The organism is Pseudomonas sp. H3_E07, from assembly GCF_054668895.1.
The window spans coordinates 4,651,502-4,665,999 of the sequence record NZ_CP162795.1 but is presented as its reverse complement, the minus strand read 5'-3'; the positions used below and the strand labels follow the sequence as shown (position 1 = coordinate 4,665,999).

Annotated in this window: 8 protein-coding genes; 1 reads left to right on the top strand and 7 read right to left on the bottom strand. The window is 60.7% G+C overall.

Annotated features, from left to right (window positions below):
- Positions 1 to 81 precede the first annotated feature (81 nt).
- From AB4O08_RS21395 to AB4O08_RS21385, 3 genes are all read right to left on the bottom strand, one after another.
- Complete coding sequence (locus AB4O08_RS21395; protein ID WP_236267121.1) at positions 82 to 2,964, bottom strand: RHS repeat-associated core domain-containing protein; 2,883 nt, start codon at positions 2,962 to 2,964, stop codon at positions 82 to 84.
- 231 nt (positions 2,965 to 3,195) lie between these two features.
- On the bottom strand, positions 3,196 to 3,489 hold the full coding sequence (locus AB4O08_RS21390) for a BolA family protein (RefSeq protein WP_010208898.1): 294 nt from the start codon (positions 3,487 to 3,489) through the stop codon (positions 3,196 to 3,198).
- Between the two features lie 12 nt (positions 3,490 to 3,501).
- Positions 3,502 to 4,023 carry a DUF2059 domain-containing protein gene (locus AB4O08_RS21385; RefSeq protein WP_010208895.1) on the bottom strand — a complete coding sequence of 174 codons (522 nt, stop codon included), beginning with the start codon at positions 4,021 to 4,023 and terminating at the stop codon, positions 3,502 to 3,504.
- 193 nt (positions 4,024 to 4,216) lie between these two features.
- Between AB4O08_RS21385 and AB4O08_RS21380 the strand changes: the two genes are divergently transcribed.
- Positions 4,217 to 5,599 (top strand): class II fumarate hydratase, encoded by a 1,383-nt coding sequence (locus AB4O08_RS21380; protein WP_460114329.1) that lies wholly within the window; start codon positions 4,217 to 4,219, stop codon positions 5,597 to 5,599.
- Here AB4O08_RS21380 and AB4O08_RS21375 read toward each other — a convergent pair.
- The 4 genes from AB4O08_RS21375 to AB4O08_RS21360 form a co-directional block, all read right to left on the bottom strand.
- Positions 5,596 to 6,552, bottom strand: coding sequence for a DMT family transporter (locus tag AB4O08_RS21375; RefSeq protein ID WP_460114328.1), 957 nt, complete (start codon positions 6,550 to 6,552; stop codon positions 5,596 to 5,598). The genes AB4O08_RS21380 and AB4O08_RS21375 overlap by 4 nt on opposite strands.
- Before the next feature lie 130 nt (positions 6,553 to 6,682).
- Positions 6,683 to 7,867 (bottom strand): thiolase family protein, encoded by a 1,185-nt coding sequence (locus AB4O08_RS21370; protein ID WP_106119548.1) that lies wholly within the window; start codon positions 7,865 to 7,867, stop codon positions 6,683 to 6,685.
- Positions 7,868 to 7,958: 91 nt separating this feature from the next.
- A complete protein-coding gene (gene pap, locus AB4O08_RS21365) occupies positions 7,959 to 9,485 on the bottom strand; it encodes a polyphosphate:AMP phosphotransferase (RefSeq protein ID WP_010208889.1) in 1,527 nt (508 codons plus the stop codon).
- Between the two features lie 102 nt (positions 9,486 to 9,587).
- A complete protein-coding gene (locus AB4O08_RS21360) occupies positions 9,588 to 14,435 on the bottom strand; it encodes an NEL-type E3 ubiquitin ligase domain-containing protein (protein WP_460114327.1) in 4,848 nt (1,615 codons plus the stop codon).
- Positions 14,436 to 14,498: the final 63 nt, after the last annotated feature.

Sequence of the window (14,498 nt, the reverse complement as noted above, 5' to 3'; positions counted from 1 at the left end):
AGCTCACACGCACACGTGGTACTGAGCGCAATGTAGTGTGTCGATATATGAATGAGCCGCTGCGGCGGCCCATTCATCCTCCTACTTTGTAGGCCGCGGGCCTCGGCGCCAGCCCGCCTCCAAGGTCGAATACCCGCGCCTGGCAAACTGTACGAAAAAGCCACGCCATTCGGTCAGCGCAGAAATCATCCCGCGGGCCACCATCACAATGTTGCGAGTCACCCGGCCCTGGGAGGCCACCGGCGAGCCCGTCAGCGCAACGGCCAATGCCTCGACACCGGACGCAGCCCAATGCGTCCACACCTGATTGAACATTCTGCTCAGCCCTCCGTGCGCCGTCGCGACAGGGTCCGGCAGCTGCAGGGTTTGACCATGGGAGTCATGGGTGGCCGTCGGGTGACCTCCACGAATCATCGTTCCCATCGCTGCATCGTAGGCCTCTATTGCGGGTGTGACATTGGGCAGCATCAACGCAGGCACTTCCCCGCCGTATACCGCGTTGGCCACCGTTGCGAGGCCATAGGCCGCCGTTGCTCCGGCGGTGCGCGTGACCCTGCCGCGCAGGGGCGTGCTGCCCCAGGAGACGCCGGTACCGTGCCCACGAAGGACCTGCTGCACGAGTTCCCTGGAGAGTGCGCGTACATGCCCACCCAACCGCCGGACTGCCACCGGGTCCCAGCTGTGCTCGGCTTGATCACCTATCGAGTCGCCATAAACGGTATACCCCACACCCGCAGCACCCGCAAAAAGAGCGCCGATCTGTGGCGCAAATCGCGTCCAGTTACCCGCGACACCGGTGCTCATATGTGCCGTGGAGACGGCATCCAGCACCGCGACGGTAAGGCGCAAGATTTGGTTGCGTTGGGCGGTGGGCTGGATGTTGCTGAAGACCGCCAGATCGACACCTGTCGAAATAGCATTGGCAATATAGGTGGATAAACCATCGCGAATCGCAGCCGATGCGCCCGCCTGCATTCTGGGTCGAGCAATACGCGCCATATGCGCGAGCCTGCGACTGATGGAAAGCCTGCGCAGTTGTGTCTGCCGGGGCTGCTCCAAAGCCGGTGTCGCCGTCAGCCCCTGCTCATCGACCTTGGTAACGGGGTTGCCGCCGACCATGGCGTACAAATTCAAGCCATCGGCATCGCCGGTCGGGTCCGGGCTGATCCAGCGACACAACCACGGCGCGTAATACCTGAAGCCGTAGTAGGACAGCCCACTGGCATCGCGCTCCTTGCCCGAATAACGGATGAATTTATAGCTCGCCTCGCTGGCGCTTTTCGCCGCCCACCACGCGGTACCACCGTAGGGATAATAGCTTTCCTGGCTGAGCAGCTGTGCCTGCTCACCCAGTTCCATCGTGCTGCTGCCCAAGTGGTCGGACAAGCCATAACGGATCTGCACATCCTGGCTGCTCCCCGAAGGGTGACGATCCCAGAACAGTAGCCGGACGGTGAGAGTACCGACATCAAGGTTGAGTACATTCAGTTGCTCACCCGTTGCACTGTCATGGCGAATCTCCAACCCTGGCAAGTAGCGCACCTGCGCCGTATGCGACACGCCCTTGGCGTGGGTTACCCGGCGCTTGAGGATGCGTCGACCGGTTGCGTCGTACGCATAGCGTTCCTCATCGTCGTTTCCTCCCTCGCGCTGCACCTGGGTGATGCGCACCAGTTGATTGCGCACATCCCAGCCCATCCCATGATGGCCCTCAAACGCTTGCAGATTGCCGTTGCGGTCAAAGTCCTGCCCCCACCCCGACACGGCACTGCCGTCGGCCTGCGGCATGAAATGATTACTGGTGGCGGCCACGCTCATCCGGCGCGTGAAACCCGTGCCACTGCTGGGCACATGCTGCAACTCAAGCAAATTGCCGGCCGCGTCATAGCTGAACTGTTGGGTGTAGCGACGCCAGACGCTGTCGTCAGTCGAGCCGAACTCCAGCCTTGCGGGTAACGCGGGTCCCCCCTGGTTGCCAGCGGTTTCGCGCCCGCTGGCCTTGGTCAATTGCGATAACGTGTCGTACTCATAGACGCAGGCCGAACTGATCCGGGTGTTGCTCGACCATTGTGTCGGCTGGGCGAGGTCGTCGATCCGCACAATGTTGCCGACGCAATCATAATCGTAGGTCAGGTCTTGCAGCGCCGTGCTCGCCGCCCCTTGCACACGGGCACTCATCTGCCGCAAGCGACCATCGGTTTCACGGTAAAGCAGGGTACGCACAACGCCATTCCCCGCGCGCTCACTGATCACTTGGCCCGCCGCATTGTAGCGACGCTGGCCCATCAACGGCGTGCGCACGCCGCCCGTGGGCAACACAACGATGCTCGCCGGTTGGCCGTCAATGCCATAGGCATACTCAAGGCGATTGCCCTTGGCATCCGTATGATGCAAGCGCTCACCCAGCGCGCTGAAACCCGTTGAGGCCTGGAAGTCCTCAGGTTCCAGGCGTGCGTCGCGTTGCGCATCGTCCAGCGGCCAATCCAGCGCCGCAGTCGCCTGCCGGAAGCGTCGAGTTTGCCGGACAACTTCTCCGTGCAGACCATACAACTCGTGGAACAACGAACCACCGCCGTCATCATGCCGAATCACCCGGCCACAGCGATTGTGTGCGGCTTCCTCAAGCGAGTGTGAAGCATAGGCAATACGCTCGACACACAGCGGTTGCTCGTCATTGGCCGCTTGCTCGAAAACGGCGATGGGCCGCACGTATTGATCGTAGTGATGCGCCTGATGAGCGCCCCGCCCATCCCACTCTTCCAATAACTGCCCGGCCTCACCCGGTAACGTGAGCCGCCAGCCGGCATCCACGCTGTCGATGCGCAATGCATTCCCGCCAAGGCTGTAGACCGTGCGTTGATTGGCCTGGGTGCCAGCCTCTGAGTGCGACAATTGCAACAGACGCGGATCCCACTGCTCGATCATCAAGCCGGAACTGTCAAACACCTGACGATGAATGCGCACTTGCGGTTCAGACTGTGCGTTTGAGCGGTGATACTCGACGTTACGAACAATCAATCCACGTGGGTCGAATGCCGTAAGTGAGGGAGTGTTTCGATGAAGTGAAATAGGCATGATTTCCTGACCCCAATGACACAATGGTCAGAAAAGCCTAAGGATCATGTCTTGGAGAAAGGAGGTATCAGGGTATGCAGGCATCAACCGGTCATCGCCGGTTGAAACCTGCAGACAACCTCAATGCCCGCCGGCGCAGGTCGGCGAGGCCGGGGCTGCGTCGATTTTCGCCCATTCTTCAGGCGTGTAGGTATGCAGCGCCAGCGCATGAAACTCGCTCATCAGGTCACCGAGGGTGGCGTAGACCTTCTGGTGGCGCTTGACGCGGTTGAGCCCATCGAACTGCTGGCTCACCAGCACAGCCTTGAAGTGGGTCTGCAACCCACGGCTGTGCATATGGCTTTCATCCAGCACGCTCAAGTGATTCGGGCCCAGTGCGGCAAGTGCCGTTTCGATACGCTGTTGCATGGTCATTGCCGGCTCCACTTACTTCTTGGCAGGGGCGGCGGGTTTCTTCGCCGGTGCCAGTTCGTTGGTCATGTCTTCCAGCAGCTTGTTCACCACCGGCACGGCGCTTTCCAGCTTGGCCTGGGTCATCTGGGCCGATTGCTGGGTCAGTTGCGGCATTTTTTCCAGGACTTTCTTGCCCAACGGCGACTGGTAGAAAGCAACCAGGTCCTTGAGTTCGGATTCGCTGAAGTTGGTGGTGTAGAGCTTGACCATGTCCGGTTTCAGTTTTGGCCAGCCGATAGCCTGGTCCAGGGCAGCGTTGGCCTTGGCCTGGTAGCTGTCCAGTACGGACTGCTTGGCGGCAGGCGCCTTGGTCTGTTCGAAACGCTGGGCGAACATTTGCTGCACTTGCATGTACACCGGGGTACCCAGCTTGTCAGCGTGGGCCAGGGTAAGGAAGGCTTCGGCACTGGCGTTGTGGCTGGCGGTATCGGCAAAAACCTGGCCGCTGGCGCAAACCAGAGCAACCGCGGTACAGATGGCACGAAGACGAGTCATCGAGTTTCCTTTTCTAGCAGGCGAGGTAAGACCCCAAGGGCGCCCATTCTGCGCCTAAAAAACCTTAGGGCTCAACCCCAGGCCTCGTAGGACAAGGATTCTCGGGGGATGAACCCGATGAAACGTCTTTTAGGGAACCCCACCGGTCGATCAAGGCCTAAACTGCGCAAACAGACCTGAAGGAGTGTGCCCGATGAGCCGTATCGAAACCGACAGCCTGGGAGAAGTCCATGTCCCGGATGACGCTTACTGGGGCGCCCAGACCCAACGTTCACTGGTGAACTTCGCCATCGGCGAACAGCGCATGCCCCTCGCGGTACTGCACGCCCTGGCCCTGGTCAAGAAAGCGGCGGCACGGGTCAACGACCGTAATGGCGACTTGCCCGCCGACATCGCCCGCCTGATCGAACAGGCCGCCGACGAAGTACTCGCCGGGCAACATGACGACCAATTCCCCCTGGTGGTCTGGCAGACCGGCAGCGGCACCCAGAGCAACATGAACGCCAACGAAGTGATCGCCGGCCGCGCCAACGAACTGGCGGGCAACCAGCGCGGTGGCAAGAGCCCGGTTCACCCCAACGATCACGTCAACCGCTCCCAGAGTTCCAATGACTGCTTTCCCACAGCGATGAGCATCGCAGCCGTCCAGGCTGTGCATCAGCGTTTGTTACCGGCTATCGCCACGCTTTCCGGTGGTCTGGCCGAGCAGGCCGCCAAGCACATGAAGCTGGTGAAGACCGGCCGCACGCATATGATGGATGCCACGCCGATTACCTTCGGCCAGGAGCTCTCGGCCTTCATCGCCCAGCTCGATTACGCCGAACGCGCCATTCGCGCCGCCCTCCCCGCCGTCTGCGAATTGGCCCAGGGCGGCACGGCCGTCGGCACCGGGCTCAATGCGCCCCATGGCTTTGGCGAGGCGATTGCCTCCGAGCTGGCGGCGCTGTCGGGCTTGCCATTCGTCACGGCGCCGAACAAATTCGCCGCCCTCTCCGGCCATGAACCGCTGGTGACCCTGCACGGCGCGCTGAAAACCCTGGCCGTGGCCCTGATGAAAATCGCCAACGACCTGCGCCTGCTGGGCTCCGGCCCGCGCACCGGCTTGGCCGAGGTGAAGTTGCCGGCCAACGAGCCGGGCAGTTCGATCATGCCGGGCAAGGTCAACCCGACTCAGTGCGAAGCGCTGTCGATGCTGGCCTGCCAAGTGCTGGGCAATGACGTGACCATCGGCATTGCCGCCAGCCAGGGGCATTTGCAGTTGAACGTGTACAAGCCGGTGATTATCCACAACCTGCTGGAATCCATCCGCCTGCTGGCCGACGGCTGCAACAACTTCCAGGAACACTGTGTGGCCGGGCTTGAGCCCGACCCCCTGCAAATGGCCGAGCACCTGGAACGCGGTCTGATGCTGGTAACCGCGCTCAACCCGCACATCGGCTACGACAAGTCGGCAGAAATCGCCAAGAAGGCTTACGCCCAAGGCCTGACCCTAAGGGAGGCCGCGCTGGACCTGGGCTACCTCACCGATGCGGAATTCGACCAGTGGGTTCGTCCGGAAGATATGCTGGGTGCCTAGGGCGCCACGCGTAACCGCCGGGCCTTGAGCCCGGCGAGCAACGACGGCGCCAGCGCCACGGTCGCCGAGCCCAGCACCACCACCAATGCCCCGGCATAACCCAGGGCGTTGATTTCTTCAGCCTGCACATACGCCGGCCACAGCCACGCCGCCAGGGCGACTGCCACAAAGGTCACCAGAGGTGTGAGCGCCAAGGTCGCGCTGACCCGCGACGCTTCCCAGTGGGCCAGCGCTTCGGCAAAGGCACCGTAGGCCACCAGGGTATTCATGCAGCACGCCAGCAACAGCCAGGCTTGCAGTGGGCTCAGGTCCAAGGCCTCCAGTGGATGCGCCCAAGGCGTGAGCAACAAGGCGCAGGTGAGGTAGATCACCATCATCACTTGCAGCGAATTCCATACCGTCAGCAACTGCTTCTGGCCCAGGGCGTAGAACACCCAAATAGACGTGGCGAGCAGGATGGTCAGCACGCCGGCGGTATAGGCGCCAAGGGACGTCAGCAACTCTTCCAGGCGCTGATTGAAGAACAGGCCGAAGCCTGCGATCAACACCAACAGCCCGAGTACCTGCCCGCGACTGAAACGCTCCTTGAACACAAACACACTGGCGATCATCAAGAAGATCGGCCCCATCTGCACCACCAGTTGCGCCGTACCAGGGCTGAGCCTTTTCAGGCCCACCAGGTACAACACGTAGTTGCCCACCAGCCCACACACCGCCATCCCTACCAGCCATCCGCCCTTGGGGCCCAACACGCTGCGGCTGGGCAAGCGCTTGGTCAGCGCCAGGTAGACGAACAGGCAACTGCCGGCCACGATCAGGCGAAACCAGGTGACGGTGATCGGGTCCATCACTTGCAGTACCTGCTTGAGTTTGATCGGCAGAATGCCCCAGAGCAGCGCGGTCAGCAGGGTCAGCAGAAAACCATAGACCCAGCGGCCGGAAGAGATGTGCATGAGTGCCCCAGAAGCCAGAGGAAGTGGAGCCGCATTCTAGGGGCAAGCGAAAGGATTGGGCTACGCCGCATTTCAAAATATGGGAGGGGGCGTGCCCCCTCCCACATTGACCTCATTTAGCCAATTGAAACTAGCGCACCGCTTCGAACAAGCCTGTGGCGCCCATGCCTCCGCCCACGCACATGGTGACGATACCGTAACGCAGATTACGCCGTTGCAACTCACGCACCAGGTGCCCCACCTGCCGCGACCCGGTCATGCCGAACGGGTGGCCGATGGAAATCGAGCCGCCGTTGACGTTGTACTTGGCATTGTCGATTTCCAGGCGATTACGCGCATACAGGCACTGGGAGGCGAATGCTTCGTTGAGTTCCCACAGGTCGATGTCCGCCACCTGCAAGCCTTTGGCCTTGAGCAGCTTGGGCACCGAGAACACTGGGCCGATACCCATCTCGTCCGGTTCGCAACCGGCCACCGTGAACCCACGGAAAAACGCCTTCGGCTTGAGCCCCAGTGCCAGGGCTTTTTCCAGGCTCATCACCAAGGTCATCGAAGCGCCGTCGGACAATTGCGACGAGTTACCCGCCGTCACCGAACCGTCTTCGGCGAACACCGGCTTCAAGCCCTGCAAGCTGGCCAGTGTGGTGTCCGGCCGGTTGCAATCATCGCGGTCGACTACGCCATCGAGCACCTGCACGTCTCCGGTGTTCTTGTCTTCGACCTTGTACTTGACCGCCATCGGTACGATTTCATCGTCGAACAAACCATCAGCCTGAGCCTGGGCCGTACGTTGCTGGCTTTGCAGCGCATACATGTCCTGTTCTTCGCGGCTGACGCTATAGCGCCGCGCAACAATCTCGGCAGTCTGGCCCATGGGGAAATAGAGGCCCGGCACCTGCTCTTTCAGCAGCGGGTTGATCAGGTTGTCGGTGTTGACGCTTTTCAGGGTGAGGCTGATGGACTCGACGCCACCGGCGACGATGATATCGCTGCAGCCCGACGCGATCTGGTTGGCCGCGATGGCAATCGCCTGCAAGCCCGACGAGCAGAAGCGGTTGAGGGTCATGCCCGCCGTGCCGGTGCCCAGTTGCGACAACACCGCCACGTTGCGCCCGATGTTGTAGCCCTGGGCGCCTTCGTTGGAGCCGGCGCCGACGATGCAATCTTCCACGGTGGCCGGGTCGATACCGTTACGGGTGAGCAGCGCGTTGACGCAATGGGCCGCCATGTCATCCGGGCGGGTCTGGTTGAACTTGCCACGAAAGGATTTGGCCAGGCCGGTTCGTACGCTGTCGACGATCACTACTTCACGCATGGGCTACCTCGATCTTGTGAGGGTTGGGAGATGGATCGAGGATAGATCCAGCTCCCGTCAACCGCGACGATCATTCACCCTGTGGATAGGCCTACTTCTTCTTGCCTTTCTTGACTTTCTTGTCGTGCTTGTCGGATTTCTCGAACGCCTCTTCCAGCGCCTGGTTGATCGTGCGCAGCACCTTGACCCGCGCCCAGCGCTTGTCGTTGGCTTCCACCAACGTCCAGGGCGCGATTTCGGTGCTGGTACGGTCGACCATATCGCCCACGGCGGCACGGTAGTCGTCCCACTTGTCACGGTTGCGCCAGTCATCCTCGGTGATCTTGAAGCGCTTGAACGGGATTTCCTCGCGGGCCTGGAAGCGTTCCAGCTGGGTGGCCTTGTCGATGGCGAGCCAGAACTTGACCACAATCACACCCGCGTCGCGCAGTTGTTCTTCAAAGTCGTTGATCTCGCCATAAGCGCGCATCCAGTCCGTCGGGGTGCAGAAGCCCTCGATACGCTCCACCAGCACACGACCGTACCACGAACGGTCGAACACGGTGAACATGCCCCGCGCCGGAATCTTTTGCCAGAACCGCCACAAATACGGTTGAGCGCGCTCATCTTCACTGGGCGCGGCAATCGGCACGATGTGGTACTGGCGTGGGTCCAGCGCCGCCGCTACCCGACGGATCGCCCCGCCTTTGCCTGCCGCATCGTTGCCTTCGAACACCGTGACCAACGCGTGCTTGCGCATGCGCTTGTCGCGCATCAGACCGGAGAAACGCGCCTGCTCGGTGATTAACTGTTCTTCGTAATCGTCCTTCTCCAGGCGTTGCGTCAGGTCGAGGCTGTCCAGCAGACTCTTCTTGTCCACCGACGCAATCAACGGCGCCGGATTCATACCGCTGGCCTTGCCCTTGGGCAGCTTCAGCGCATTTTGCATGCCCTCCAGCAGCAGCTTGCCCACGGTGAGCCCACGGTAGTTGCTGTCGACCCCTTCGATCACATGCCACGGTGCATAGTCGCGGCTGGTACGACGCAGCACACGCTCACCGAAATGCACGAATTTGTCGTAGGTCTCGGACTGCTGCCAGTCCAGCGGGCTGATACGCCAGCTGTGCAGTGGGTCGTCGGCCAGGGACTTGAGCCGCGCCTTCATCTGCTTCTTGGACAGATGAAACCAGAACTTGAAGATCAGCGCGCCTTCATCGCACAGCATCTTTTCCAGGCGCTCGGCACCGGCAATGGCCTGGTCAAGACGTGCGTCCTTGATCTGCCCATGCACCCGGCCCTGCAGCATCTGGCTGTACCAGTTGCCGAAAAAGATCCCCATGCGGCCTTTGGCGGGCAGTTGCCGCCAGTAGCGCCAGGCGGGCGGACGGGCCAGTTCTTCGTCGGTCTGCTGGTCAAAGGTGCGCACTTCGATCAGGCGCGGGTCCATCCATTCATTGAGCAGCTTGACGGTCTCGCCCTTGCCGGCGCCTTCGATGCCGTTGATCAGGACGATCACCGGGAAGCGCTTCTGTTGTTGCAGTTCGTACTGCACTTCCAGCAGGGCTTCGCGCAAGGCCGGCACTTCGGCGTCATACGTGTCTTTGTCGATGGCGTGACCGATTTCGGCGGATTCGAACATGGGCAGCTCCGTTTCAAGATGACTCAAGACTAGCGGATTGGGCACCACGCCAGTCAAGGAATTCCAACAGGCTTGCCGTGGATCAATCATCGGGGGCGACGGCTAATTCCCCGGAACGTGGCAAATACCCAGGTCCTGATCCTTCAACATCTGCTGCGTGAGGCGTTCCACCACGCCGCTTATTGCTCGCCGGCGCGGCGAACGCAGGGCCTCCATTTGCTCGAGGTATTGCGCGTCGGTGAGGTTCTGGCTGTTCTCGAAGAGTGTTTGCTGCCGCGAATCGAAGGACGCTGTCGCTGACTGGAATGCATCAGGAAATTGCTGTTTAAGGTGGGCTCTCCAGAACGCCAACTGTGTAATGAAACGCAGGAATGCAGGTGAGAGTTCTGCCGTGCGCACTTGGGAGTGCGCCACCTCCAGACCCTCGTTGGTCACATTGGCGAATAGTGCAAAATTCAGGTGCTTGGGCTGCCCCGGCAATTGCAGGGACTGGGCCAAGCCGACCCGGAATGCCAGGCTGACTTCCAGCGGGTCCACAGAAAAGTGTTCGGCAGCGTAGGTCGAAGCAATTTTTTCCAGCTCGCTAAGGCGAAACAAACCGCGGCTCAACTTCAACAGCGCCCCGGAGTTGCCCTGCGCGCGACCAGCCTGGAGCGTCGCGCTCTCAACCTCCTTCAAGACTTCCAACTGACTGAAAATCTGCGCAGTCCCATCTGAACAGTTCGCCGGATGAGCGGCCAGTTGAAAGACCCGCTCACGCAGCCCGACACTGTCATGGGTCGCCTGCAAGACCTCCCAGACGCGCCGGGTCAAATCCTCGCGTACGTAACGACTGTCCGCAGTCGCTGACAGTTGGGCCAGCAACTCGAACAATGGTGCCGATTCCGGATCGTCGCGAAGGTTGGCCCAAACCGCACGTTTGTGGGCATCTCGGCTGGCCGTGTCCTTTGGCAACCACAACGCCCTGGCTTTCAACTCAGTCATGCGGGGTTGATCGTCCTCGACATACCCCATGCCAATCCCCACTTCGTCGCGATAACGCTCAAGTGCCTCGACCGTCGAACGGGATAACGGGTTACCGCCCAGGTTAACCGACTGGCTGAAACTACGCGGCGTGGTAAACACCCACTCGGGCAGCACCGTGATCGAGTTGCCGCGAAGGTCCATTTGCTCCAACTGGGCCAACCGCCCGAGCCCTACGGGCAGGTCGGTGATTTTTGTGTCCTGCAATAACAGCGTATGCAAATCACGCATCTTGCCGACATCCACCAGCTTTTCCAGGGGATTGTGGCTCAAGTCCAGCCTCCGCAACGTGCTCATGTCAGCCAATTTCACCCGGGTGTATTCGGTCAGGGCCAACCGGTTGCGGGGCATCGACAGACTGTCGAGCGCCAACATGCGTGAGAGTATTTCCGGTAATCGGGTCAGACGGTTTCGGTCCAGGTCCAGACGCCTCAGCCCCTTGAAACACTTCAGGAAATAAGCGACATCATCGCCTAACTGCATGTTCTTGAGTGACAGCTGCTCGACATGGTCGAAACGGATTTCAGGGGGCACCGTCGGCAACGAACCAATGCGCATCCCGTCCAGGTTTAAACTGGGTACGGACGTCTGGTGTTCATTCAGAGCAAAACTTTGACGTCGCCAACAGGCCTCAAGGCGCTCTGCCACCTGCTCGCGGCTATACCGGATGTCACTCAGGCCCGGCTGTTTATCCAGGCCCTGGATATCGCTCTTCCAGTGCCTGAGCAGTGCTCGCAAATGAGCCAGCTCTGCCTCCAGACGCTTTACCGCCTTGGCCCGGGAAAGATGGTCTGCGCCCAAGGCCAGCAGCAACGACGACACTTGCCCGTCACTGAACAAGGGGTATAACCCTTTCACCTTACGCACCAGCGCGGGCGGATGAACCAACGGCCCCGTCGGTGAGTCGGCCATTCTGCAGGACGCTGCCTCCAGCACGGGCTCTTTGACTTTGCCGGAAAACGCTTCGGCGGCCAGTTCCCGTTCCCCCTTCGCCTGCGACGCGCACATGTAGCGCAACCGCCAGAGGTTGCTGGCCTCCTCGGGTGGTAAACCCAGTGCCACCCGCTGGCGCCCCGTCAGCGCCGCATCAATTGCCTCGAACAGGCCGTCCGGTCCGGCATAAGGCCCACCGATACGCAGGCCCTTGTCATTGAACGCTTCAAACCCGGCGTCCGATCTGACCACGACTCGCCGCACGCTGGCCCCAGTGAGTGCGCCCAAGGCCAGCAACTCGCCCTGTGGCGAATCCTGGCGCAACTCGAGCTGCAATTCCCGCCCCCACCCCGCTACACGCGGCATTGACCGGACCGCGAGGAGCGCGGTATCCAGACTGGCCAACTCTGGCTGCTCAAACCCCATCAGGGCGCGGTCCAGGCGTTGCTCCCCAAGGGCACGTTGCACTGCCTCGGCCAGTGCCATGGGAATCCGTTGATTATCATGCAGGGACTCACGCTGCACCGTTGAGGTCTCGGCCATCAATTCGCGCAGTAGCGTACAGGGCAATTGCGGATAGGCACGTCGGAGCAACGCCCCTTCAGGCGGGACTGGGCCGTCATAGGCCTGATACAGCTGCTCAAACAACGGCTTGTGATCAGCCTTGAGCTGCGCGAGCAACTGACGGGACAGCACCGCGTGCTCATGATCGGCCGCAACACCCTCTCCCAGCAGGGCGACTTTTTGTGGCTCATCCAACCCGGACAACAGCACATCGAACACTTTCCCCTCGCTGAGCATCTGCTCGGTGACCGGCAAACGCAGGCTCACGGGGTTAGACGCTGCGTTGGCGGGGTAGCGGGCCTTGACGCTGCCCTGGGCATCCAGCAGCTCAAAATAGCGTCCCTCAGGCCACCCTTGTAACAGGGGCAAGGCGTGCATCTGCACGGTTGAGTTTTCGAGGCTGGGGGAGGCACCGTTTTGCAACTGCCAGATCAAATCGCGAATGGACTGATCCAGCCTGAAACGCTCGTACAGGTCGCGAAAGCGTGCGGGAAAGGGTAAGCACTCCTGGGCCTGATAGACGCCCCAATCGTGGGGTTTGTCCATAATGGACTTGATCTGTAGAAGTTTCCTTGGCGGGAGCGAGGCGCCGGGGCCCGTCGGTTTCAAGCGTGAAAAGAGATACTCGGGGTCCTCCCACTCGTCAGGTTTTTCCAACGCAAAACGCCAACACCCCTCACCGTTATGCAGCACTTCGGGGCGATAAGCCGTGTGCCGAGCCGGGTGGTGTGCCCGCCACTGACCCAGTTTGGCGTCGAACGAAACCCGGTGCACACAATCATTGATCACGACATATGAATGCCCCTCCACCTTGTAGACGCCAGAAGCGTCCGCCGGCTCGTCGTCGATAAGGCTCCGATCGTGGGCGTACTGGATGAAATTGGGGCGCCACAGCCGCTGGTTCCCATCAGCCGGGCGAACCACTTCATACTTGCCAAAAAAGCTGTCCAGGCTAAGGCCGCTGCGCTTGAGCACCGACCCGACCACCTTGCTCCCTGCCGCGAATAACACCATCGAGGTGATAGTTTCCGCCACCCCCGCCAACTGCTTGAACGCCTCTTCCTTGTCACCCCGGCGCCAATCTTCAATGCCCTCATATAGCTCCCCGAGCATTTGGCCCAGCGCCACGCCCGTCATCAACATCCCCAGCTCCGGGACGACAAACCCGGCGAGGTTGAGCACCGTCAACCCGGCATCCAGGTACGCCTGCAAGCGATGTTCACGGACCTCTTCATCCACGTCAGCCACCGGCACCGCCAGCGCCCGAGCATCGGCTTGCAGCTTTGCTGTGTAAGCGTCGAAAAAATGCTGCGCCAGGCTGACCGTAATGCGGTTTTCTTGCAGCACCCCCAGCGTGTGGGCATGTTCGAAACGGCTAAAGAAACCGGCCCGGTCGCCCTGACTCAGGTAGCGGCTAAAGAAGGTACGGTAGGCGGCTACTTCACTCTTGCGCTTAAGGTAGACCTGGAAATCGTCCAGCGAGGAATACTCAAACAATGGCCGCTCGGGCTCATTGGGCATATACACCACACAAGGCTCATGCGGGTATTGCACAATCGATCGACCCGAGAACACCAGGATGCTCCACAAGCAACCGCCCTGTGTATTCAACCCCTGCCAAATGACCGGAAGCCCTTGAAAGCGCACCCCTGCCGCCTGAGCCTGGGACGGTGTGAGTGAGCGGTCCAGCAAGGCGCACAGCATCCCATAGGTGGCCTGGGTGATATCCCCCCGCATCAGGGCGATATGGGCATCGATTTTCATATCCAGGGTTTTCATCCGGCCAATATCGGTCGCCACATCATTGATGTAGGGCTCATCACTCGCCGGGGCGCTGTCCAGTTTGAGCACGTCACGGATGTGCTGCTGATACAAGCGGCCAAGATCCAGGGCCCGACACCCCTGGGCAAACGCATGGGGTGACAGGCCGATGACCTCCCCCGCCGCAGACCCCGACTGCAGCAGCGACCCCGCCGGATAGTGTTGCGCTTGCGCCTCTTGCTCAGAAAAGTTCTGCATCGCCACATGCAACAGGCTGTCCCGCACCAGCCTCACCTTTTTCACGTACTGCAACGGTAAAAGCTCTGTCTCGTACTCGTTCACAGCACGCACGAAGCGATCTTTTTTGGGCTCCAGCGTCAACTGCCACCGTGTCTGGCAGTAGTCCTTGAGCCGCTCATTGCAAAACTCATCCAGCGCCTGCAAGGGCTTCATGCGCTCGGCGACGCTCGCCTGGGCACCGCCCACCTGTACGACCTCTCTCTCCAGTGCTTGCAGCACGCCAGGCGGCGCGTTGACCATCCAACCCGGCAGCTTTTTTTGCAGCAGTTGAGCCTTGTCCAGATCGCCGATCATTTCCAGTAAAGCTGCTTGCAGTTGCCTCTGGGTCAACTGGTTCAACTTGTTATTCAAATCATCCTTGGGCTGCATCAGCAATATCCTTTATTGCCAGAAAATCAAGGAATGACGATACCGCGGCGGCCTGCACGGAAT

Excerpts from the sequence above, each read along its gene's own strand:
- AB4O08_RS21380 (WP_460114329.1), top strand. The coding sequence starts at position 4,217 with ATGAGCCGTATCGAAACCGACAGCCTGGGAGAAGTCCATGTCCCGGAT.
- AB4O08_RS21390 (WP_010208898.1), bottom strand. The coding sequence starts at position 3,489 with ATGACCATGCAACAGCGTATCGAAACGGCACTTGCCGCACTGGGCCCG.
- AB4O08_RS21370 (WP_106119548.1), bottom strand. The coding sequence starts at position 7,867 with ATGCGTGAAGTAGTGATCGTCGACAGCGTACGAACCGGCCTGGCCAAA.
- AB4O08_RS21375 (WP_460114328.1), bottom strand. The coding sequence starts at position 6,552 with ATGCACATCTCTTCCGGCCGCTGGGTCTATGGTTTTCTGCTGACCCTG.
- AB4O08_RS21360 (WP_460114327.1), bottom strand. The coding sequence starts at position 14,435 with ATGCAGCCCAAGGATGATTTGAATAACAAGTTGAACCAGTTGACCCAG.
- AB4O08_RS21385 (WP_010208895.1), bottom strand. The coding sequence starts at position 4,023 with ATGACTCGTCTTCGTGCCATCTGTACCGCGGTTGCTCTGGTTTGCGCC.
- pap (WP_010208889.1), bottom strand. The coding sequence starts at position 9,485 with ATGTTCGAATCCGCCGAAATCGGTCACGCCATCGACAAAGACACGTAT.